The organism is Mesorhizobium sp. M0659 (assembly GCF_040320605.1).
GTDB lineage: Bacteria > Pseudomonadota > Alphaproteobacteria > Rhizobiales > Rhizobiaceae > Mesorhizobium.
Genome location: NZ_JAMYPY010000003.1, coordinates 391429 through 412439, shown reverse-complemented (window position 1 = coordinate 412439; position 21011 = coordinate 391429). Strand labels below are relative to the sequence as shown.

The 21011-nt window shown below is 63.0% G+C and carries 22 protein-coding genes, 1 tRNA gene and 1 pseudogene; 12 read left to right on the top strand and 12 right to left on the bottom strand.

Going from position 1 to position 21011, the window contains the following annotated elements; translation table 11 throughout:
- Positions 1–73: 73 nt before the first annotated feature.
- Positions 74–484 carry a hypothetical protein gene (locus NKI31_RS07440; protein ID WP_033001206.1) on the bottom strand — a complete coding sequence of 137 codons (411 nt, stop codon included), beginning with the start codon at positions 482–484 and terminating at the stop codon, positions 74–76.
- Positions 485–665: 181 nt separating this feature from the next.
- Positions 666–836 (bottom strand): hypothetical protein, encoded by a 171-nt coding sequence (locus NKI31_RS07435; protein ID WP_023670139.1) that lies wholly within the window; start codon positions 834–836, stop codon positions 666–668.
- 204 nt (positions 837–1040) lie between these two features.
- On the opposite strand from NKI31_RS07435, the gene NKI31_RS07430 reads away from it, so the two are divergent.
- Positions 1041–1202, top strand: a complete 162-nt coding sequence (locus tag NKI31_RS07430) for a hypothetical protein (protein ID WP_023670137.1) — start codon at positions 1041–1043, stop codon at positions 1200–1202.
- Between the two features lie 218 nt (positions 1203–1420).
- Here NKI31_RS07430 and NKI31_RS07425 read toward each other — a convergent pair.
- The 6 genes and pseudogenes from NKI31_RS07425 to tkt all read right to left on the bottom strand — a co-directional run.
- Positions 1421–1960: pseudogene (locus NKI31_RS07425) on the bottom strand (DUF899 domain-containing protein); the annotation flags it as partial.
- A 173-nt stretch (positions 1961–2133) separates the two neighbouring features.
- Positions 2134–3159, bottom strand: a complete 1026-nt coding sequence (locus NKI31_RS07420; RefSeq protein WP_023693667.1) for a class I fructose-bisphosphate aldolase — start codon at positions 3157–3159, stop codon at positions 2134–2136.
- 120 nt (positions 3160–3279) lie between these two features.
- Positions 3280–4482 carry a phosphoglycerate kinase gene (locus tag NKI31_RS07415; RefSeq protein WP_023752898.1) on the bottom strand — a complete coding sequence of 401 codons (1203 nt, stop codon included), beginning with the start codon at positions 4480–4482 and terminating at the stop codon, positions 3280–3282.
- Positions 4483–4627: 145 nt separating this feature from the next.
- Entirely contained in the window at positions 4628–6514 is a 1887-nt protein-coding gene (locus tag NKI31_RS07410; protein WP_023683985.1) for a potassium/proton antiporter, read from the bottom strand.
- Between the two features lie 205 nt (positions 6515–6719).
- Positions 6720–7730: a type I glyceraldehyde-3-phosphate dehydrogenase gene (gap, locus tag NKI31_RS07405; protein ID WP_023683984.1), complete on the bottom strand. Its 1011-nt coding sequence runs from the start codon at positions 7728–7730 to the stop codon at positions 6720–6722.
- A gap of 155 nt (positions 7731–7885) precedes the next feature.
- Positions 7886–9877 (bottom strand): transketolase, encoded by a 1992-nt coding sequence (gene tkt, locus NKI31_RS07400; protein WP_023670129.1) that lies wholly within the window; start codon positions 9875–9877, stop codon positions 7886–7888.
- A 273-nt stretch (positions 9878–10150) separates the two neighbouring features.
- Here tkt and NKI31_RS07395 point away from each other — a divergent pair, with 273 nt between their 5' ends.
- The 4 genes from NKI31_RS07395 (at position 10151) to NKI31_RS07380 (ending at position 12669) form a co-directional block, all read left to right on the top strand.
- Positions 10151–10423 carry a DUF4164 domain-containing protein gene (locus NKI31_RS07395; protein ID WP_023670128.1) on the top strand — a complete coding sequence of 91 codons (273 nt, stop codon included), beginning with the start codon at positions 10151–10153 and terminating at the stop codon, positions 10421–10423.
- 12 nt (positions 10424–10435) lie between these two features.
- Complete coding sequence (locus NKI31_RS07390) at positions 10436–10801, top strand: cell division protein ZapA (protein ID WP_023670127.1); 366 nt, start codon at positions 10436–10438, stop codon at positions 10799–10801.
- Between the two features lie 190 nt (positions 10802–10991).
- The gene (locus NKI31_RS07385; RefSeq protein ID WP_023727298.1) at positions 10992–11651 is read left to right on the top strand and encodes a peroxiredoxin; all 660 of its coding nucleotides are present in this window, start codon (positions 10992–10994) and stop codon (positions 11649–11651) included.
- A gap of 145 nt (positions 11652–11796) precedes the next feature.
- On the top strand, positions 11797–12669 hold the full coding sequence (locus NKI31_RS07380) for an MBL fold metallo-hydrolase (protein WP_352651006.1): 873 nt from the start codon (positions 11797–11799) through the stop codon (positions 12667–12669).
- Positions 12670–12974: 305 nt separating this feature from the next.
- Here NKI31_RS07380 and rpoH read toward each other — a convergent pair whose 3' ends face one another.
- Positions 12975–13886 carry an RNA polymerase sigma factor RpoH gene (gene rpoH / locus NKI31_RS07375; protein ID WP_023670124.1) on the bottom strand — a complete coding sequence of 304 codons (912 nt, stop codon included), beginning with the start codon at positions 13884–13886 and terminating at the stop codon, positions 12975–12977.
- Between the two features lie 244 nt (positions 13887–14130).
- Complete coding sequence (locus NKI31_RS07370) at positions 14131–15189, bottom strand: RluA family pseudouridine synthase (protein ID WP_023706286.1); 1059 nt, start codon at positions 15187–15189, stop codon at positions 14131–14133.
- A 25-nt stretch (positions 15190–15214) separates the two neighbouring features.
- Here NKI31_RS07370 and NKI31_RS07365 point away from each other — a divergent pair, with 25 nt between their 5' ends.
- From NKI31_RS07365 to tolA, 6 genes are all read left to right on the top strand, one after another.
- On the top strand, positions 15215–15595 hold the full coding sequence (locus NKI31_RS07365; protein ID WP_023690093.1) for a hypothetical protein: 381 nt from the start codon (positions 15215–15217) through the stop codon (positions 15593–15595).
- A gap of 13 nt (positions 15596–15608) precedes the next feature.
- Positions 15609–16022: a VOC family protein gene (locus NKI31_RS07360; RefSeq protein ID WP_352651004.1), complete on the top strand. Its 414-nt coding sequence runs from the start codon at positions 15609–15611 to the stop codon at positions 16020–16022.
- A gap of 85 nt (positions 16023–16107) precedes the next feature.
- Positions 16108–16182, top strand: a tRNA-Glu gene (locus tag NKI31_RS07355).
- Positions 16183–16776: 594 nt separating this feature from the next.
- On the top strand, positions 16777–17358 hold the full coding sequence (locus NKI31_RS07350; protein WP_023818427.1) for a VOC family protein: 582 nt from the start codon (positions 16777–16779) through the stop codon (positions 17356–17358).
- A 25-nt stretch (positions 17359–17383) separates the two neighbouring features.
- Entirely contained in the window at positions 17384–18265 is an 882-nt protein-coding gene (locus NKI31_RS07345; RefSeq protein ID WP_023818428.1) for a glutathione S-transferase family protein, read from the top strand.
- A gap of 220 nt (positions 18266–18485) precedes the next feature.
- A complete protein-coding gene (tolA, locus tag NKI31_RS07340; protein ID WP_023690097.1) occupies positions 18486–18854 on the top strand; it encodes a cell envelope integrity protein TolA in 369 nt (122 codons plus the stop codon).
- 135 nt (positions 18855–18989) lie between these two features.
- On the opposite strand, the gene NKI31_RS07335 is transcribed toward tolA, so the two are convergent.
- Positions 18990–19205, bottom strand: coding sequence for a hypothetical protein (locus tag NKI31_RS07335; RefSeq protein ID WP_023690098.1), 216 nt, complete (start codon positions 19203–19205; stop codon positions 18990–18992).
- A 292-nt stretch (positions 19206–19497) separates the two neighbouring features.
- Here NKI31_RS07335 and NKI31_RS07330 point away from each other — a divergent pair, with 292 nt between their 5' ends.
- Entirely contained in the window at positions 19498–20403 is a 906-nt protein-coding gene (locus NKI31_RS07330) for a DUF2865 domain-containing protein (RefSeq protein WP_023737394.1), read from the top strand.
- A 118-nt stretch (positions 20404–20521) separates the two neighbouring features.
- Here the strand turns inward: NKI31_RS07330 and NKI31_RS07325 are convergent, their stop codons facing one another.
- The gene (locus NKI31_RS07325) at positions 20522–20878 is read right to left on the bottom strand and encodes a hypothetical protein (RefSeq protein WP_023670115.1); all 357 of its coding nucleotides are present in this window, start codon (positions 20876–20878) and stop codon (positions 20522–20524) included.
- Between the last annotated feature and the right edge of the window lie 133 nt (positions 20879–21011).

The window sequence follows — 21011 nt, the reverse complement described above, 5'->3', positions numbered from 1 at the left end:
CGGGTGACATCCATGTCCTGTTTTATGCTTGTCGTTCTCCCAAAAACCGCTGCGCACTTTTGGGCGACACGCATTATGGTTTAAGTCCTTCGCGCTTGCGCTGCACGGCGACGAATTCCGCGCCGAAGGACAACTTCTTCGTTGTCGGCGTGTTCACGTCGAGCACACGCCAGTACGGCGTGATATCGTTCAGCGTCATGCCGCGTTCGAGATCCTCATTGGCGGCTTCGGCGACGGTTCGCAGATGATAACCGATGGTGACCGGACATGTCACTTGCGCCCCATGCTCGATGGCGAGCGCGGTGCGCAAGGCGCGTACATCCATCTCAAGGCCGTTGGGGATCGTGCGGATGAAATCATCGACCTGACGGGGCGTCGGCACCAGCATCGGCTGGCCCTCGACGACGTCGCCCATTGTGCGTGGCGTCGGCTTCACGCCGTTGACGCCCGGCGTGTTCAGCCTGTCGTTCCAGCTTTTCACCATTCATGTCTCCTGACACGTTTATGGCATGGTGCTCCTGACAGCATTCTGTCAGGAGCCTTCAGCATTGTCCGTAGCAGGCGCCAAAGTTTTTGCGCCAGCCCGAGGGGTCGCCGCCCGGGGGGCCATGTCAATGATCCGGGCGTTGCGGGGTTCGCATCCAAGCATTGTCATGTAAAACGCCTCAGATCTCGCGAATGCGGCTGTGACCCTCATACATATCCGGCCAGCCAATGTCCTTGCGGATGTCCGCGGGCAAGGAGTTCAGGAAGCGCTGGGTACGAACTTCATTGCGCATCGTGCGGATCTTGCCGACATAGTGCTGTACGCTGTTCAAAATACCAAAGCTGTTCATGACCATCTCCTCTTCTCTGATGGAGACACTATTGCATACCCCTCCTGACAGCAGTCTGTCAGGAGCATGTCAGGTCGTTGAAGAAAGCTGCGAGGTGCTTGGCGGTCGGTTCGGAAACGAGCCTTTTGTCAGGAATGGCCAAGTCGACCGAGACCATGCAAGAACCGCTTTGACAGCCTGTCGCGATGCTGCTCAAAGGCGGGCATGTCGAAACTCCTCGCGCTCGTCATCATCGGCATGATGGCCATTCAGCTGATCAAGCCGCTCGGCTGGCCGGGCCTGAAGCGGCGCGGCGATTTCTGGAAGCTGGCCCTGATCGCCATGGCGGCCATCGCGCTGGCGGGTGCGCTGGGGCACTGGACATAGCCTTGAGGGTCAGGTCGGGTCCACCGTTCCCATGGCAATCATCCGGATGGCGTTGAGGCTGGGCACGAAGAAGTAATCGCCACCGCGCGTCGTCATGAATTCCGGCAGGTTCGCCGCAATAAAAGGCGTGGCGCTGGCCGGGCCGGCCGGAATGACATGCTTGCTCGATTCGGCGCGGTTGCCGGTCAGCGTGCAGGTGTCGTTGCCGGTTTCGGAATCCAGAAAACACTGGTGCCGGGAAGGTCCTTTGACGTGCGCGGACGCGTCTCGAAATTGTAGGTGGTGTCGCCGCCCGCGATCTGCTTGTCGGTGAAGGAGACCTGCATGTCGAAGTTGAAATCCGAGGCGTAGGACGACACCCAGTCGAATTTCCAGCCCATACGCTGCTTGTAAGGCAGCAGTTCCGCCAGCGGCGCGCGCGCAACCACCACCAGCGACACGTCGTGGTGCCTGAGATGCTGATCGGCGCCGTCTATATGGTCGGCAAGGAAGGAGCAGCCTTCGCAGCGATGGTTCGATCCTGGCGTCATCATGAAGTGGTAGACGATCAGTTGGCTGTTGGCGCCGAACAGTCCGGCCAGGTTCTTCGGACCCTGCTCGGTCTCGAAGACATAGTCCTTGCGGATTTTCATCCAGGGCAGTTCACGCCGCTCGGCGGCGATGCGCTCACGCAACCGTGTCAATTCCTTCTCGCGCGCCAGATGCGCCTTGTGCGCCTCAAACCAGTCTTCACGCGAAACCACCTTGTTGCGAGTCATGAAGTTCTCCCTGTCTGTTCACCCAAGGACGTTTGGGGTGGGCAGAAACCGACATCGCTGTCAGCTTTTGCCGAAAGGTAGATAAGGATGAACGAACTCCGTCCAAGCCGGGCTTTGCATAAACAAAACCCGGGCGCATCGGCCCGGGTTGTATGACAACGGGAGGACTGCGCTCAGGCGGCCTGTTCGAGGCTCGCCGTCCATTGTCCCAGCGCCGCCAGATGGTTCATGTGGGCACGATGGGTGAAGGCGGCCTGGCCGGCGGCGACGTTCGATGCCTTGCCGCTCCAGGCCTTTTGCGGGGCGGCCTGCAAGGCGCGGCCATAGGAGAAGGTCAGCTTCCACGGATGCGGCCCGATGGCGTTGATGGCGTTGAGGTTGGCGGTCGCCTCCTCGTCCGACTGCCCGCCCGAAAGGAAGGCGATGCCCGGCACCGCTGCCGGTACGGTTTCGCGGAACAGTTTTATGGTCTTTTCCGCGACCTCTTCGGGGCTGCTCACCTTGCCTGATTTCCTGCCGGCCAGCACCATGTTCGGCTTCAGGATGGTGCCTTCCAGCACAACGCGCGCCGCATGCAGCTCGTCATAGAGCTTGATCAGCGTTGCCTTCGAGATGTCGTAGCAGGTGGCAATGTCGTGCGCGCCGTCCATCAGCACTTCCGGTTCGACGATCGGCACGATGCCGGCCTCCTGGCACAGTGCGGCATAGCGGGCCAGCGCATGGGCATTGGAGGCAATCGAATTGACCGAGGGCACGCCCTTGCCGGTGTCGATGTCGATCACCGCGCGCCATTTGGCGAAGCGGGCGCCGAGCTTGTAATAATCTGCGAGCCGCTCGCGCAAGCCGTCGAGGCCTTCGGTAACGGTATCGCCGGGAAAGCCGGCGAGTGGCTTGGCGCCGGCATCGACCTTGATGCCGGGAATGGCGCCCGCCGCCTTGATGATGTCGACCAGAGGCGTGCCGTCGGCAGCCTTCTGACGGATGGTCTCGTCGTAGAGAATGACGCCGGAGATGTACTTCGTCATTGCGTCCTTGGCGCGGAACATCATCTCGCGGTAGTCGCGGCGGCTATCGGCGGTCGATTCGACGCCGATAACGTCGAAGCGCTTCTTGATGGTGCCGGAGCTCTCATCGGCGGCCAGCAGGCCCTTGCCGCCGGCCACCATCGCGGCGGCAATGTCTTCGAGACGTTCGCTCATTTCTCTTCTCCTAAGGGGGTACGTTCCGCGCGTAACGGAAGTCTACCGCCAAAGGAATGGGATCGGAAAGCTCGAATCGATTGAAAGTTCCTGGCGTCCGTTTTTGCGCCCCCGATCCGGTCAGGCTTGTTTCTTCAGCACGTCGACGCCGGGCAGCGGCTTGCCTTCCATCCATTCGAGGAAAGCGCCGCCGGCGGTCGAGACATAGGTGAAGTCGTCGGCGACGCCGGCATGGTTGAGGGCGGCCACCGTATCGCCGCCACCGGCGACCGAGACCAGCTTGCCGGCCCTGGTGCGGGCCGCCGCGTGCCTGGCCGCCGCCACCGTGGCGTGGTCGAAAGGCTCGATCTCGAAGGCGCCGAGCGGGCCGTTCCAGACCAGCGTCGCGGCGCGGTCGATCCATTCACCGATCGTCTTCACGGTCTTTTCGCCGACATCGAGGATCATGCCGTCAGCCGGGACATCCGAAATGGCAACGGTCTCGCTGGCCGCACCCGCCTTGAATTCCTTGGCGACGACACCGTCGACAGGCAGGATGATGGCGCAGCCGGCCTCGGCGGCCTCGATCATGATCTGCTTGGCGGTCGCGGCAAGGTCATGCTCGCACAGCGACTTGCCGACAGCGGTGCCACGCGCGGCGAGAAAAGTGTTGGCCATGCCGCCGCCGATCACCAGCGCGTCGACCTTCTTCACCAGGTTCATCAACAGGTCGATCTTGGTCGACACCTTGGCGCCGCCGACAATGGCGACGACAGGGCGGACCGGATTGCCGAGCCCCTTCTCCAGCGCCTCGAGCTCGGCCTGCATGGTGCGGCCGGCATAGGACGGCAACAGCCGCGCCAGGCCTTCGGTCGAGGAGTGCGCCCGGTGGGCGGCGGAAAAGGCGTCATTGACGAAGATGTCGCCATTGGCGGCGAGCCGCTCTGTGAAATCAGGATCGTTCTTCTCCTCGGTCTTGTGGAAGCGGGTGTTTTCCAGCAGCAGCACATCGCCCTTGTTCATGGCGGCGACCGCACTGCCCGCCGTGTCACCGACGCAATCGCTGGCAAAGCCGACCGGGCGGCCAAGCACTTCCGCGGTAGCCTTGGCGATCGGCCTCAGCGAGAATTCGGGCGAGGGACCATCCTTCGGGCGGCCGAAATGCGCGAGCAGGATGACCTTGGCGCCCTTGCCGGACAGTTCGGCGATGGTCGGTGCGATGCGTTCGATTCGGGTGGCGTCGGTGACCTTGCCATCGGCGACGGGAACGTTGAGGTCGACGCGCACCAGCACGCGCTTGCCGCTGATATTGCCGATATCGTCGAGTGTCTTGAAGGCGGCCATGCGGGTTCCTTTCCGTGGAAAATCGCCGGGACCATACCTCGCATCGATGACGATGCAAGGCTTGAGCCGGGGTGCGAGCTAAATTTTGAGATCAAGGCGAAGGCTGTCGTGATGATGCGGGACGTCAGCGTGAACCGATCGCTTGTCAGCCTTCTGTCGTTATCTTTTCCGCCGTCGGCTCAAGGGCCTTCTCATTGGCTGTCGCCTCTGCAGTCTGCGTCTCGGTCGGCTTGCGCCAGTTGCGGATGAAGGCGGAGACACGATCGCCGATCTCGCCGGCGCTCAGGAACACCGGAACCCGCGCCACCGGCGCGGTCGGCTCGAAGGAGAGGCCGAGACCGGTGATCTTGCCCTTGTCGTCGACGTCGCGGACGATCAATTCGATCGGGCCGATCAGCACCCGGTCGGCATATTCGGCATGGCCGCCAAGCCTTGCCGTCACCAGCGCGCCGACGGTGAGCTTCTGCTCGGCTTCGCTCAATCCCGGTGTGTATGCGGCCTCGAGCTCTGCGGCCGAGCGGGCGGGATCGACGGCGAAGGCGCCGAAGAAGTCGGCATCCTCGGGGTCGACTACGGCGCGGCTGGCAAACAGCTTGTCAAGCAGGCGCGGATAGCGGTCGGGCACGAAGATATAAACCTGGTCGCCGGCCGCGAGCCGGCCCATGTCCTGGAAACGCATCGAGCGGCCGTCGCGCAGCACCAACGAGGGCCGTGCCCAGCGCGGGATACGCTCGCCGCGCGCCACCGGGCTGCCGGGCGCCACGCGGTAGGCGAGCAGTTCGTGATGGGCGGAGCCCGGCAGTTCGAGTTCGACCTTGTCGAGCGGCCCGAGCCTCGCCGGCACGATCAGGCCGAGCCGGCGCGCCAGCGGACCGACCGACCAGCCCTGCACCACCAGCGATACCAGCACGATGATGAAGGCGACGTTGAAGATGGTGCGGCCGTTCTCCAGTCCGCCGAGCAGCGGGGTGATGGCAAGCAGGATGGACACGGCGCCGCGCAGGCCGACCCAGGAGACGAAGGCGATCTCGGGACGCGGCAGGCGGAACGGGATCAGGCAGAGCCAGACGGCGACAGGGCGCGCGACAAACATCAGGAATAGGCCGAGCAGCACCGCCGGCACCATGATCGCCGGAAACTGCGAGGGTGTCGCGAACAGGCCGAGGATCAGGAACATGATGATCTGTGCCAGCCACGACATGCCGTCCTGGAAGCGCTTCAGGATGGTGACGGCGCGGATGTCGGAGTTGCCGGCAATGAGCCCGGCGAGATAGACCGCCAGGAAGCCCGAGCCGCCAATGGCGCCGGCCGCGGCGAACACCATCAGTGACAGGGTCAGCACGAAGATCGGCAGCAAGCCATGGTCAAGGTTGAGCCGGTCGACGAGGCGCACGATGCCGAGCCCGCCAAGCACGCCGACGACGGCGCCGAGCCCCATATTGAGCAGGAAGCCGAGGATCAGGTCGGTGACCAGCACATGGGTCTCGGGATTGGCGTGGGCGGCGATGATCTCGACCAGCGTGATGGTCAGGAAGATGGCGATCGGGTCGTTGGTGCCGGATTCAACTTCCAGTGTCGCGCGCACGCGTTCGCGCAGATTGATCTCGCCGGCGCGTAGCAGGAAGAAGACGGCCGCCGCATCGGTCGAGGCGACCGCGGCGCCGAGCAGGAAGGATTCCAGCCAGCTGAGGTCGAGCAGGTAATAGGCGGCGGCGCCGAACAGGCCAGTGGTCAGGATTACGCCGAAGGTCGCCAGCGACACCGCCGGTCCGGCCGCCTGGCGCAGCGCGTTGAGCGGCGTGCCGAAACCGGAATCGAACAGGATGACCGCCAGCGCCAGCGAGCCGGCAAAATATGCCACGCGCGCATTGTCGAATTCGATGCCGAGACCATCGACGCCGCTGGCGAGGCCGATGCAGAGGAAGAGCAGCAGCAAAGGGGCGCCGAAGCGGAAGGCGATCAGGCTCGAGAACGCTGCGGCGACGACTAGCGCTGTGCCGACCAGCGTGACGAGATAGATCGCATGCTCCATCCGTGATTTGCCCCTCGAATTCCTCTTTCTACCGATTCACGGGAGAGTGGGGCGAAGGCATGGCCGGTGCAAGGCGCAAGGATGGCTTTTTGCCTGATGCCGCTGATTTTCCGGCGTTTGGCGGCTTGGCGCGCCTTGCCCGCCGCCCTGACGAAAAACGCCCGGACAAGCCGGGCGTTCGAAGCTGCGAGACGATGCCTTCAGGTCAGGCGATGGTCTTGCCAAAGGCGACCGAGGTGTCGGCCATGCGGTTAGAGAAGCCCCACTCATTGTCGTACCAGGACAGCACCGAAACGAAGTTGCCGTCCATGACCTTGGTCTGGTCGAGCGCCAGGATCGACGAGCGCGGATCGTGGTTGAAGTCGATCGACACATTCGGGTGATGGGTGACGCCGAGAATGCCCTTCAACTTGCCGTTGGAGGCGGCGATCACCGCTTCGTTGATCTCCTGCACGGTGGTGGCGCGCTTGGCGATGAACTTGAAGTCGACAACCGAGACGTTGGGGGTCGGCACGCGGATCGAGATGCCGTCGAGCTTGCCCTTGAGGTCGGGCAGCACCAGGCCGATCGCCTTGGCCGCACCGGTCGAGGTCGGGATCTGCGACAGGGCAGCCGCGCGGCCGCGGTAGAGATCCTTGTGCATGGTGTCCAGCGTCGGCTGGTCGCCGGTGTAGGAGTGGATCGTCGTCATCATGCCCTTTTCGATGCCGACGGTCTCGTGCAGCACTGCGGCCAGCGGCGCCAGGCAGTTGGTGGTGCAGGACGCATTCGAGATGACGATGTGGTCCTTGGTCAGCTTGTCGTGGTTGATGCCGTAGACGACGGTGAGGTCAGCACCTTCGGCAGGCGCGGAGACCACGACGCGCTTGGCGCCGGCGGTCAAATGCGCGGCAGCCTTGTCGCGGGCGGTGAAGATGCCGGTGCATTCGAGCGCGATGTCGATGCCGAGTTCCTTCCACGGCAGTTGCGCCGGGTCCTTGATCGCGGTGACCTTGAAGGTCTCCTTGCCGACGGTGATCTGGTCGCCCGAGACCGACACTTCGTGCGGGAAGCGGCCGTGCACGCTGTCATAGCGCAGCAGATGCGCGTTGGTCTCAACCGGGCCGAGGTCGTTGACGGCGACCACGTCGATATCCTTGCGGCCGGATTCATGGATGGCGCGCAGGATGTTGCGGCCGATGCGGCCAAATCCGTTGATGGCAACTCTGACGGTCATTTTACTCTCCCTGGGAGCTGGAGGCGGCAGATGGGTCCGCAGCTTCATAGCGGCGGATGGCACAAGAATCCAGCCGCAGAAGGCCGAATTTAAATCGATTAGGTTGGTCCAGCCCCGCGAATCCGCCTTGGAGGTGCGCGGGACTGACCCTGATCTTACTTGCCGTGCAGGCGGGCTTCCGCGGCCTTGGCCGCGGCTTCGGCGGTGATGCCGAAATGCGGGTAGAGCTGCTCGATGGTGCCGGAAGCGCCGAAGCCGGTCATGCCGATGAAGATGCCGTCGGAGCCGATCAGGTGATCCCAGCCCTGGCGGATGCCGGCCTCGATCGCCATCTTGATCGGCGCGTTGCCGATCGTCTCCTTGCGGTAGGCGTCGCTCTGCTGGTCGAACAGTTCGAAGCAAGGCACCGAGACGACGCGGGTCGGGTGCCCATGCTTTTCAAGCAAATCACGGGCGCCGAGCGCGATCTCGACCTCGGAGCCGGTGGCGAAGATCGTCACCGCCGCTTCGCCGCTCGCCGCGGCCAGTTCATAGGCGCCCTGGCTGCTGAGGTTCCTGGCCGAGTGCTCGGTGCGCACCGTCGGCAGGTTCTGACGGGTCAGCGCCAGGGTGGACGGAGTCTTTTCCGATTCAATGGCGATCTGCCAGCATTCGGCGGTTTCCACCGCGTCGGCCGGGCGGAAGACATTGTGGTTGGGGATGGCGCGGAGCGCCGCCAGGTGCTCGACCGGCTGGTGGGTCGGGCCGTCTTCGCCCAAACCGATCGAATCATGGGTCATGACGAAGATCGAGCGGATGCCCATCAGCGACGCCAGCCGCATCGACGGACGGGCATAGTCGGAGAAGCACATGAAGGTGCCACCATAGGCGATGAGGCCGCCATGCAGCGTCAGGCCGTTGAGGGCGGCCGCCATGCCATGCTCGCGGATGCCGTAGTGGACATAGCGCTGGCCGTAATCGTCCGGCGTGATGTTCTTGGTCTGGCTGGTCTTGGTGTTGTTGGAGCCGGTGAGGTCGGCAGAGCCGCCGATGGTTTCCGGCACCGCGCCATTGATGACTTCCAGCGCCATTTCCGACGATTTGCGGGTGGCGACCTTCGGCTTGTCGGCCGACAGCTTCTTCTTGTAGTCGGCAATGACGGCATCGAAATTCGACGGCAGCTTGCCGGCGAGGCGGCGCTCGAACTCGGCCTTCAACTCAGGCTTGGCCTTGGCCAGGCGGCCTTCCCAGTCGGTGCGCGGCTTGACGCCGGCCTTGCCGGCGGTGCGCCAGGCGTCGAGAATGTCGGCCGGAATTTCGAAGGGCGGCGAGTCCCAGTTGAAGAATTTCCGCGCGCCTGCGATCTCGTCGGCGCCGAGCGGCGAACCGTGCGCCTTGTTGGTGCCGGCCTTGGTCGGGGCGCCGAAGCCGATGGTCGTCTTGCAGGCGATCATCGTCGGCTTGTCGGAATGGCGGGCGGCTTCGATGGCGTAGGCGATCGCCTCGGGGTCGGTGCCGTCAATGTGGCTGGCGTTCCAGCCCGAGGCCTGGAAGCGGGCGACCTGGTCGGTGTTGTCTGCAAGCGAAACCGGACCGTCGATCGAGATGTTGTTGTTGTCCCAGAAGACGATCAGCTTGTTGAGCTTGAGGTGGCCGGCCAGCGCGATGGCTTCCTGGGAAACACCTTCCATCAGGCAGCCGTCGCCGGCCAGCACATAGGTGTAGTGGTCGACGAGGTCGTTGCCGAAGGCGGCGTTCATGATGCGCTCGCCGAGCGCGAAGCCGACCGAATTGGCGAGACCCTGGCCGAGCGGGCCGGTCGTCGTCTCGATGCCGGTGGCATGGCCGTATTCGGGATGGCCGGCGGTCTTGGAACCCAGCTGGCGGAAATGCTTGATCTGGTCGAGGGTCATGTCCTCGTAACCGGTCAGATGCAGCAGCGAGTAGAGCAGCATCGAACCATGGCCGGCCGACAGGATGAAGCGGTCTCGGTCCGGCCAATGGGGGTTCTTCGGATCATATTTCAGGAAGCGGGTGAACAGCACTGTGGCGATGTCGGCGCAGCCCATGGGCAGGCCGGGATGGCCGGACTGGGACTTCTCGACGGCGTCCATGGAGAGAAAACGGATCGCATTGGCCATCCGGTCATGTTGTTCACGCGACGTCATGGTACCTCCGGGGTGGGGATTTGTGGGCTTGGCAGAGCCCAGGAAAGAGTGCGCGACACATAGCAGCCACGGGCTTTTAGTCAACAAATCGGCTGCACATTTGCCGGTCTTGTGATGGCTTTGAGACCTTATGGGGCGACCTACATTAGCGTTAGCGGGGGACAGTCGCGAGAGCTTTGTTGACGTTGCCTTCACCCGGTGCCTAATGTTTCCTTGTTAACGCGTTCTGAACGCGAAGCGATTCGGTGATGGGCAGGGCACAGGACGAAGGCCATGACCGGCGAAACCACACTCAAGGAAGTCATCCACAGGCTGGGCAAGGCCATCGAGGGGCTGGAAAACGCCGTCGCGGCCAAGCTCGAGCACGAGCGCGACTATTCCGAAGCCGAGGCTGAGGTGCAGCGCATGAACGCCGACCGTTCACGGCTGGCGCAGGAACTCGACAATTCCGAAGCCCGCGCCGAACGGCTGGAAGATGCCAACAAGGAAGTGTCGCGCCGCTTGGTGACCGCCATGGAAACCATCCGCGCGGTGCTGGACAGGTAGGAGCTGCAGGCCATGGCACAGGTCACGGTTTCCATCGACGGCAAGCAGTATCGCATGGCTTGCGACGAGGGTCAGGAAGAGCACCTGATCGACCTCGCCGAGCGGTTCGACCGTTATGTCTCGCATCTGAAGGATTCGTTCGGCGAGATCGGCGACCAGCGGCTGACGGTGATGGCCGGCATCATGGTGATGGACGAGCTTTCGGAGCTGCAGAAGCGGGTCAAGGGCATGGAGACCGAAGTGCAGACGCTGCGCAAGACGCGCGACGAAGCGCTGACCAAGGCCGACAAGAACGACACTGTGCTGACCAGCGCGCTCGGCGCGCTCGCCCAGCGCATGGAAGACCTGGCCACGTCGCTGGCGGTCAACAAGGCCTGAGCCTTTCCCGCACAAACGAAAGATTGTCGGCCCAACGTCGGTCCGTAGAACGAAAGTGCTCGTTCCGTCGCCAATAATAGTTTTCTATTGTCCTGCAGCCGCGATTTTTGCGCTAAGATGCGGGAATGCCGGAGCGTTGACGCCGTCCACGGCCGCTCCTGACGAAATCTGTTGCTGGGGAAATAATGCCATGAGCCTTCGTATCAACGACATCGCGCCTGACTTCACCGCCGAGACCACGCAAGGGCCGATCAAGTTTCATGACTGGATCGGCGACGGCTGGGCGATCCTGTTCAGCCATCCGAAGAATTTCACCCCGGTCTGCACCACCGAGCTGGGCACGATGGCGGGGCTCGAAGGCGAGTTCAAGAAGCGCAACGTCAAGGTCATCGGCATTTCCGTCGATCCCGTTGCGAGCCACGACAAGTGGCAGGCCGACATCAAGACGGCGACCGGCCAGACGGTGAACTACCCGCTGATCGGCGACAAGGATCTCAAGGTGGCCAAGCTTTATGACATGCTGCCGGCGGGCGCCGGCGAGACGTCGGAAGGCCGCACGCCGGCCGACAACGCCACGGTGCGCTCGGTCTATGTCGTCGGGCCGGACAAGAAGATCAAGCTGGTGCTGACTTACCCAATGACGACGGGCCGCAACTTCGACGAGATCCTGCGCGCGGTCGATTCCATGCAGCTGACCGCCAAGCACCAGGTGGCGACGCCGGCCAACTGGAAGCAGGGCGAGGATGTGATCATCACCGCCGCGGTTTCGAACGAAGATGCGGTCAAGCGTTTTGGCGCTTTCGAGACGATCCTGCCCTATCTCAGGAAGACCAAGCAGCCGTCAGCCTAGGTTTTCTCCGTCGGAGCTATTTGGGGCTTCAGTCCTATTTGTGGCAAGGCGTGCTTGACCGGCGCGCTTTGCCAGATGACCATGCTCTTGTTCAACCCGACGGAGAAAACGGTTCCTGTCGGGCAAGGGGCAGGGGGGCCGGACATTGGACATCGCTTCGGCCAAACCTGAGGTCGCCGGCTTCTACGACAAGCCGACCGGCGCCATCCAGTACGTCGTCACCGACCCGGTGACGAGACGCTGCGCCGTCATCGACCCGATCCTCGATTTCGACGAAAAATCCGGCGCGACGGCGACGAAGAATGCCGACGCCTTGCTGGATTTTATCCGCGAAAACGGGCTGGAGCTCGAGTGGATCCTGGACACCCATCCGCATGCCGATCATTTCTCGGCGGCGCACTATCTCCGGGAAAAGACCGGCGCGCCGACGGCGATCGGCGACAGGATCATCGAAGTCCAGGCGCTGTGGAAGGCGATCTACAACTGGCCGGATTTCCCCGCAGACGGCTCGCAGTGGGACCGGCTGTTTGGGGAAGGCGAAACGTTCATGATCGGCAACCTTCCGGTCAAGGTGCTGTTCTCGCCCGGCCACACGCTGGCCTCGATCACCTATGTCATTGGCGACGCAGCCTTCGTCCACGACACGCTGTTCATGCCCGACAGCGGCTCGGCAAGGACGGATTTTCCCGGCGGCAGTGCCGCGCGGCTGTGGTATTCGATTGAGGGCGTTCTGGCGCTGCCGGACGAAACGCGGGTGTTTGTCGGCCACGACTATCAGGCCGGCGGGCGCGAGCCGTGCTGGGAGAGCACGGTCGCCGAGCAGAGGGCAAAGAATATCCACCTCGTTGCGGCGCGCAGCGAAGCCGAGTTCGTCGCCTTGCGCGAAGCGCGCGACAAGATACTGCCGATGCCGCGGTTGATCCTGCATGCGCTGCAGGTCAACATGAATGGTGGACGGCTGCCAGAACCGGAGGCCAATGGAAGGCGGTATCTGAAGTTTCCGCTTGATGGTTTGTGAGAGGGTGCTGTCGGTGAACAGCTAAACTAATCTCCCCCCTTGAGGGGGAGATGCCCGGCAGGGCAGAGGGGGGTGCTGTCCCGCCGACCCGTCTAATGGTCTTAGCTGTGTGATCGAGCTGGTTCGGTTGGGGTAGCTAGCACGAAAAGGCGGCGTTCCGTCACGCCCCCTCTGTCCTGCCGGACATCTCCCCCCTCAAGGAGGGAGATTGGCTGTCGCCCGGTTTTCGCCAACCACCAGCGGACCCACAAAAAAGCGGCGCCAGTTTCCTGGCGCCGCTTTTTGTTTCGTAACCGAACCCGGCTTTACGCCGCCGGCTGCGCCTCGATCGTGCGCAGGGCCTGCATCTGGCGCTTGGCGGCGGCCTTGACCGCGTCCTGCACCTTCTCGAAGGCGCGCACCTCGATCTGGCGCACGCGCTCGCGGCTGATGTCGAACTCGGACGACAGTTCTTCCAGCGTCAGCGGCTCCTCGGCGAGGCGGCGGGCCTCGAAGATGCGCCGCTCACGATCGTTGAGCACGGCCAGAGCGCCCGACAGCATGCCGCGGCGGTTTTCCAGCTCGTCCTGCTCGATCAGCATGTCTTCCTGGCTTTCGTGGTCATCGACCAGCCAGTCCTGCCATTCGCCGGATTCACCTTCGCTGGCGCGGATCGGCGCGTTCAGCGACGCGTCGCCCGACAGGCGGCGGTTCATCGACACGACTTCGGCTTCCGACACGTTCAGCCGGGTGGCGATCTCGGTGATTTGGTCGGGCTTGAGGTCGCCATCGTCCAGCGCCTGGATCTTGCCCTTCACCTTGCGCAGGTTGAAGAACAGGCGCTTCTGATTGGCGGTCGTGCCCATCTTGACCAGGCTCCACGAGCGCAGGATGTACTCCTGGATCGAGGCCTTGATCCACCACATGGCGTAGGTCGCGAGGCGGAAGCCACGCTCGGGTTCGAATTTCTTGACGGCCTGCATCAGGCCGACATTGCCTTCCGAGATCACTTCGCCGATCGGCAGGCCGTAGCCGCGATAGCCCATGGCGATCTTGGCAACGAGCCGAAGGTGGCTGGTGACGAGCTTGTGCGCAGCGCTGGTGTCTTCATGCTCGGCGTAGCGCTTGGCGAGCATGTACTCTTCCTGCGGCTGAAGCATGGGAAAGCGGCGGATTTCTTCCAGGTAGCGGCTGAGGCCGCCTTCGCCGGAAACAATACTGGGTAGTGACTGGGCCATGATTGCGCCCCCTCTCTATTGGAGTTATGCCCCCGAAACGCGGCGGGCATGTGACGCGAGCACCAAAAGGCTCGCCCGCGGCAACTGATTTATATAGGAACAAAACCAGAAAAGACAGGCATTTGTTCAACACGAAACAGTGTGTCACGCTGAAGTGAACAATGCCGCTCAGGTTTTAGCTGGCTTGTTTAGACGCAATTCCGGACGGAAAACCGTTTCACACTTTTCCTGGAATTGCTCGGGTTCAGAGTTTGCGAAAGCCGCCGACGAGTTCCTCCATGTCCCCCGGTATCGGCGCCTCGAACCTCATCGACAAATGGGTAGCCGGGTGCCGAAATGCAAGGAGCCAGGCATGCAAAGCTTGCCTGGAAAATGCCTTGACCTGGGTTTTCAGCGGCTCGGGCAGCCGGTTGGCCTTGGTGCGGAAGGCCTGGCCGTAATCCGGGTCGCCGATGACGGGGTGGCCGATATGAGCCATGTGGACGCGGATCTGGTGGGTGCGGCCGGTTTCCAGCCGGCATTCGACCAGGCTGGCGGCGGCGAACGGCTGCTGGTTTTCGCCGAAACGCTCCTTGACGGTGAAATGGGTCACGGCGTGGCGGGCGTCGTCACGGCCTTCCGACACGACGGCGCGGCGCACGCGGTCGGCGGCACGGCCAAGCGGCGCGTCGACCGTTCCGGTCGGCCGCGACGGGATTCCCCAGACCAGCGCCAGATAAGCACGTTCGAGGTCGCCGGTGCGGCCGTGGTCGGCAAAGGCCTCCGACAGCGCCTTGTGGGCGCGGTCGGTCTTGGCCACCACCATGACGCCGCTGGTTTCCTTGTCCAGCCGATGGACGATGCCCGGCCGCCTGACGCCGCCAATGCCTGAAAGACTGTCGCCGCAGTGGTGGATCAGGGCATTGACCAACGTGCCGGTCCAGTTGCCGGCGCCGGGATGGACGACGAGGCCGGCCGGCTTGTTGATGACGATCAGCTCGTCGTCCTCATAAAGCACGTCGAGCACGATGGCCTCGCCTTGCGGTTCGGCCGGTTCCGGCTCGGGCATGACGACCGATACGCGCTCGCCGGCACTCATCTTGCGCTTGGTCTCGTCGACCGGCTTGCCGTCGATCGAAACGGCACCTTGCCGGATCAGCATCTGCACCCGGCTGCGCGACATGTCGGGACCAAGGGCGCTCGCCAGCCACTGGTCGAGGCGCTGGCCGGCCGCTTCCGCGCCGGCTTCGAGCACGGTTGGCGCCGCCTCTATGAATTGTCCAGCCTCTATCAATTCAGGGGTCTCTTCGCTATGAGCGCTCATCGAAAAAAGTTCCGGAAGTTCTGCCATGGCCCGGCCCGTTGCCGATGAAGAAGAAAAGCCGCTCGATCCCGAGATCGAAAAGGTGCGCGGCAGGCTCATCCGTTTCATGGCCATCAATCTCGGCCTGCTTTTGCTGGCCCTTATGGTGGTGATCGCGGCCATTGTCTACAAATCCCGCAAGGCGCCGCCCGCGAACCCGCCGCTCGCCAACGACATTCCAGTTCCGCCCGGCGAGCCGCTCGCGGCTGACATAGTGCTCCCGGTCGGAGCCAAGGTGATCAGCCAGGCTCTGTCGGGCAATCGCATTTCGATCGACGCCGAGCTCAGCGACGGCAGCCGCACCATCTTCGTCTACGACATCGCCGAGCGCCGTATCATCGGCCGCTTCGCCATCCGCAACAAATGAGCGGGCGGCAATTGTGAGCGGCTTCGCCGAACATCGCCGGGTCGCGACCGTCGCGCTGGTCGTCGCCAACTATGATGAGGCGATTGCCTGGTATGTCGAACGGCTCGGCTTTCTGCTTGCCGAAGATGTCGATCTCGGCGGCGGCAAGCGCTGGGTGACGGTGGCGCCGGCGAACGGTCAGGGCGCAAGGCTGCTTCTGGCCGAAGCTGACGGCGCGGCGCAAGAGAAGAGCATCGGCAACCAGAGCGGCGGCCGCGTCTTCCTGTTCCTCGAAACCGATGACTTTGCCCGCGACCACAAAGCGATGCTTGCGAAGGGCGTCGACTTTCGCGAAGCGCCGCGCTTCGAGCCCTACGGCACGGTGGCGGTGTTCGCCGATCTCTACGGCAATCTGTGGGATCTGATCGAGCCCAAACGGCAGGCATGAACAACGCAAATCAATGGTTCGGCGGAAGCGCTCGAAGCCCAGTTGCTTTTTCCCAAGCGTCAGCCTATATCGCCGGTTCTTGAACGCGCCCATCGTCTAGCGGTCAGGACACCGCCCTCTCACGGCGGGAACAGGGGTTCGATTCCCCTTGGGCGTACCAAGCAACCGCTTTCCTTCCGCATCATCGACAATTTCGGGCAGCAGCCGCGCGGATCGCGTGTGACCGCGAGGGCCGGCGGCATAAGCGAAAACCCGGCAAATCCGCGTCACAGATACACCCAATTTAAGTCAGACCGCGACGCTTGAAAGCGTAGCGATCTCTGTTACTTGCGGTGCGGGGATAGCATCTGCGGCAACGCGGATTTGGTTGGGCATAGCAGGTATGAGTTCGGCAAAAATGATATGCCCGTGCTGTCACGGCAGCGGGCAGGTTTTCGATTGCTTGAAATGGCGCGAGTCGAAAGGGCATTGCTGCCCGCAAGGCACGCATCGGGCCGGCTGTCCCGGGCAGACCATGGCATGCGCCGAATGCGCGGGCCTGGGCACGCTGGCGGAAGCCGAGCTCAGAGCGGTCGCGTAGCCTCAGGTCATGCAACCTTACGCCTCTTTCACCATCCAGCGCCGGCAGTCTCCGCGAGCTTCTGGCGCGGCGCTGCCAATTGCACTAGCATCATGTACGAAGCCTTGCCAAAGGGCTCGTTGCGGCGCGCAAGACGCCGGGGAACATAGGCGAGGGTCGGCGAGGAGGAGACCGATGCAGAAACTGCAGTCGCAGGGCGTCCATCACATCACCCTCGTCGGCGCCGGCCGCCAGACCTCGATCGATTTCTGGGAGGGCGTGCTCGGCATGCCGTTCATTTTCGAGCAACCCAATCTCGACAAGCCAAGCGAAAGCCATCTCTATTTCGATCCCGGCGACGGCAGGTTGATCACCGTCTTCACCGACGAGAGCCGCACGCCGGTCAAGCGGCGCACGCCCACCGAACCGGGCTGCGTCCATCATATTGCGTTCTCGGTGTCGCGCGTGACCTTCCTGCAGGCGGTCGCCCGGCTCGACGAGCGCGCCATCAAGCACAGCGGCGTCAAGGATCGCGGCTTCATGGATTCGATCTATTTCGAGGATCCGCTCGGCCTTCTGATCGAGCTGGCGTCCTACCGCTTCGAGCCGCCGGCCGGCTTCACCCATGCCGACGTCTTGATGCAGGCGCACAAGCTGCGCGTTGCGCGCGGCGACTACAACATCGCCGAAGTGCACCTTGCCGACGCGATCCAGACGCTGGTCGAGTGGTCGCGCGCGACCTTGTCGGACGACCGGACGCCGAAGAATCCATACTGACGGCCAGCAAAAGGGGAGGACCACAATGGCAAAGACAGTTAAGAGCGCTGGCAAATCAGCGCCCAAGCCTGCGGCAAAAGCGGCTGCGAAGCCGGCGGCAAAAGCGGCGGTAAAGGCCGCGCCGAAGGCAGCCGCAAAGCCGGCCGCGAAAACCGCGACGAGGCCGGCTGCCAAGAAATCCGCGCCGAAGGCCAAGGCGGCGAAAAAACCGGCGCTGAAGCTCTCGATGCTGAAGCCAAGCGTCAACAACATGACCGTTCGGGTGTTTGCCCGTGCGGCCGGGTTCGACGCCGCCGAGACCGACGCCTGGGGCCATACCCGGTCGCCGGAATATATGGCGCGCAATCCGGCGCATCTGACGCCGATGATCGAGGACAAGGGGCTGCCGCGCGGCGTGCTGTGGGAGAGCTGCGCCATCATGCAGTATCTCGCCAACAAGCACGGGCTGGAGAAATTCTATCCCAAGGCGCCGGCCAAGCGGGCGATGGTCGACAGCGCCATGTTCTACCTGATCGGCACGCTCTACCCGTATGTGGCGCGCGCCACCTATCCGGCGCTGGGTTTCCCGCACTATGCCGGCGAGGTCGGCCATAGCGACGCCCATCCGGAGAAGAAGTCCGAGGCGCAGAAGGCCGCCATGGCGGCAATTGCCGAGCCGCTGGAGGTGTTTCACTCCTTCTTCAGGGACGGCAAGCCGTTCATCGGCGGCAAGCACCCGTCGATCGCCGACATACGCCTGGCATCGACGCTGGAGTTCCTGGCCGTCATCGACTATGCGCTGCCCAAATGGGCCAAGGAGTATGTCGCTGCGATGGAGAAGAAACTCGGCCAGGCCTATGCCGAGCCGGCCGGCGATGTCAGAGGCTACATTGCCTATGTGAAGTCGCAGGCCAGCGCGCAACGCTAAGGATTCATTAACCAGAACGCTGTCTATTGAAGGCACCGCGCGACCACGGATGTACTGGCGCAAGGGTGAAGGGAAAGGTCGGCGCAATGCCGGCCTTTTGCTTTTCGCCGATGCGCCATCAGGCGCGTCTCATGCTGTAAAGTCCGACATCAGGCATATTGCCATCGTCTGCTTCGACCCTACCATCATGGTCGGCGGACGACACACGAGGAGCTTTGCGATGAAGGGCGTAGCGAGAGTGTTTGCGATTGCCGGTGTTGTGTTGGTCGGAGGCTACCCGTGCAATGCCGCGCCGCTCGACACGATGGCGGAGGTCGGCGATGCCATCCAGGCGTGCTGGACGCCGCCGGCGGGTGTTGGAAATGCCAGCGTCACCTTGAGCTTCAGCTTCAAGCGCGACGGCACGCTGATCGGTCCGCCGCGGCCGACGGCGATCAAGGTCGATGGCGATGCCGATACCAGGAAGTCATTCGTCGACGCCGCAACCACTGCCCTGCAAAAGTGCCTCCCGTTGAGCTTCTCGCCGACGCTGGCGCAAGGCGTCGCGGGCAATGTCTTCACCGTGCAATTCGCTTCGCCCAAGCAGTAGGCGAGCGGGCGAGCGTTTCACCGTTTTCACAGAAACGGCGACCCCCTCTCTCGTTGTCTTGACGCAATTCCCAGGGGAAAGCGCTACGCGCTTTTCCCGGAAAAACGACTCACACTTTTCCTGAAGTTGCTCTGATCAGTTGTGCGGGCGTCTGATATCGACATGCCGCTGCAGTTCCGGCGTCTCGAAGACGTAGTCGGCCCAGGCGGATTCCGGAATCTGTCCGGCCAGATAGCATTCCAGCAACAGGCTCTGTTCGGGATCGAGCGCTCTCGGCGCCCGCTCATGGTCCAGCCCCAGCGAGTGGAACAGGTTCCTGGTCAGGCCAGAGACAGTGAAGTGAATAGACATCTTCGTCTCCTTTGCCCGACACAACGCGAGACACCGGAGAAAGGTTTCATCCGCAAGGGCCCGATAACGCGGGATCGATGATTGCGGCGGCCCGGGCTCGCCCGAGCCTGGCCTCGTCGCAATCTTGAAACAAAAGTGTAATAGCGAATTTACAGGAACCGGCATAATACACTCGGCATAAAATACCTGGCGGTTGCTGGCGTCTCTTGAATTAGACTTACCTCACGCATTGAGGCTCAATCGGCTGGAGCGGCGATCGGCTCCACAGGGGTACAAGGACCAGGTGTCGCCGATGATGCGTTTGTGGCTTGTCGTGACCTTTGCACTGGTGTCGGCAAGCGTCCTCGGCATTTCGGCTTCCCTTGCCGATCCATGCGCCGCGCTCAGGAGCCAGCTGGCACCGTCCGGCCGCAGCGGCGGGATCAGCTCCGAGCTTGCGCAGCTGCGTCGCCAGCTTGCGGCGATCCAGGGGCTGGAGAGGCAACGCCGGTGCACGGCGCAAAGTGCGGTGGGGGGCTTCTTCAATGCTTGCGCCGACCTCGCCAAAAGCCGCACACAGGTGCAACGCCAGATCGCCGGCGCCGCGATTTCGCGCCGGGATGCGTCCGGACTGCAGGCCAGGCTCGTCGCGCTCGGCTGCACGCCCGCCGCCGGGCAACAAAGACAGCGTCCGGCTGGCGCCATGATCGGCAGCAATTCGATGCTGTTTTGCGTTCGTCTCTCCGACGGCTATTTCTTCCCGGCGCCGAAATCGCAGTTCGTGCAAGGCGGCGATGTCAAGGAGATGGTCGATCAGTGCCGCTACATCTGCGACGATGCCGGCGTCGACCTGTACACGCTCAGTGATCCAAGCCTTGAAACCGAAGAGATGGTCGCGCTCGATACGCGCACATCCTACAAGGACCTGCCGACGGCCTTCAAATATCGCAATGATGCGAACTTCAGGGCCTGCGACCTCAAGCGCTATCACCGGCGCGTTGCCGAGCTGAGAGCGCGCACGGTGACGCCAGCCAATATGGCCAACGCGATCATTCCTTTGCCGTCAGCGAAGCCGGATCTTGGCACCGTGGCGCAACTTCTCCAGCCTGGCGCAGACGCTGCAGAGGCCAGGGGCGCCGCCCAGCGACAATCGGTCGAGCCATTGGCCGGCTCGCGGCCGGTCAGGGTGGTCGGGCCGGCTTTCTTCCCGGCGGAGTAACCTGCGCCTAGAGCGTTTCACCGTTTCACCGAAACGGCGAACCGCTCTATGTCTTTGTTTTACGCAATTCCGGACGGAAAACCGTTTCACACTTTTCCTGGAATTGCACTAGTACCAGCTATTCGCAAACCATCCTGTAGCGTTTGCCGGGTTCGCTGACATTCTTGCAGGTGAGCGGATTGGCCGGTTCGGAAGCCATGCTGGGAGGGCTGGACCTGACGTGCCGCCTTGGCGCAGCTATTTGTGTCGTGTGCCTGCGTGCCGCGGGCCGGTAGGGCTCCTGCGGCGGCGGCGTCGGAAACACACCGGCTGCCGCCTGCATCCGGCTGGCCTCAGTCTGCGACGGATCGCGATCCCAGACCCGCCTGATATCGAGCGGCTTCGGGATCACCACCGTGCCGTCATAGCTGCGTGCGCAGCCGCTGCCCGCAAGCAGCGCCATGCACAGGAAACAAGGCACGATCCAACCGGTCATCAGCAACACCCCCGCCGACTTATAGCCCGGCCGGGGTTCCGCCGACAACCGGCGGAATACCGCAGGGCAATGTGGCTCTGGCCGCAGTCTGGATTGGTTATGGTTAGCGGATCATTAATGCTTCTCGGGCACA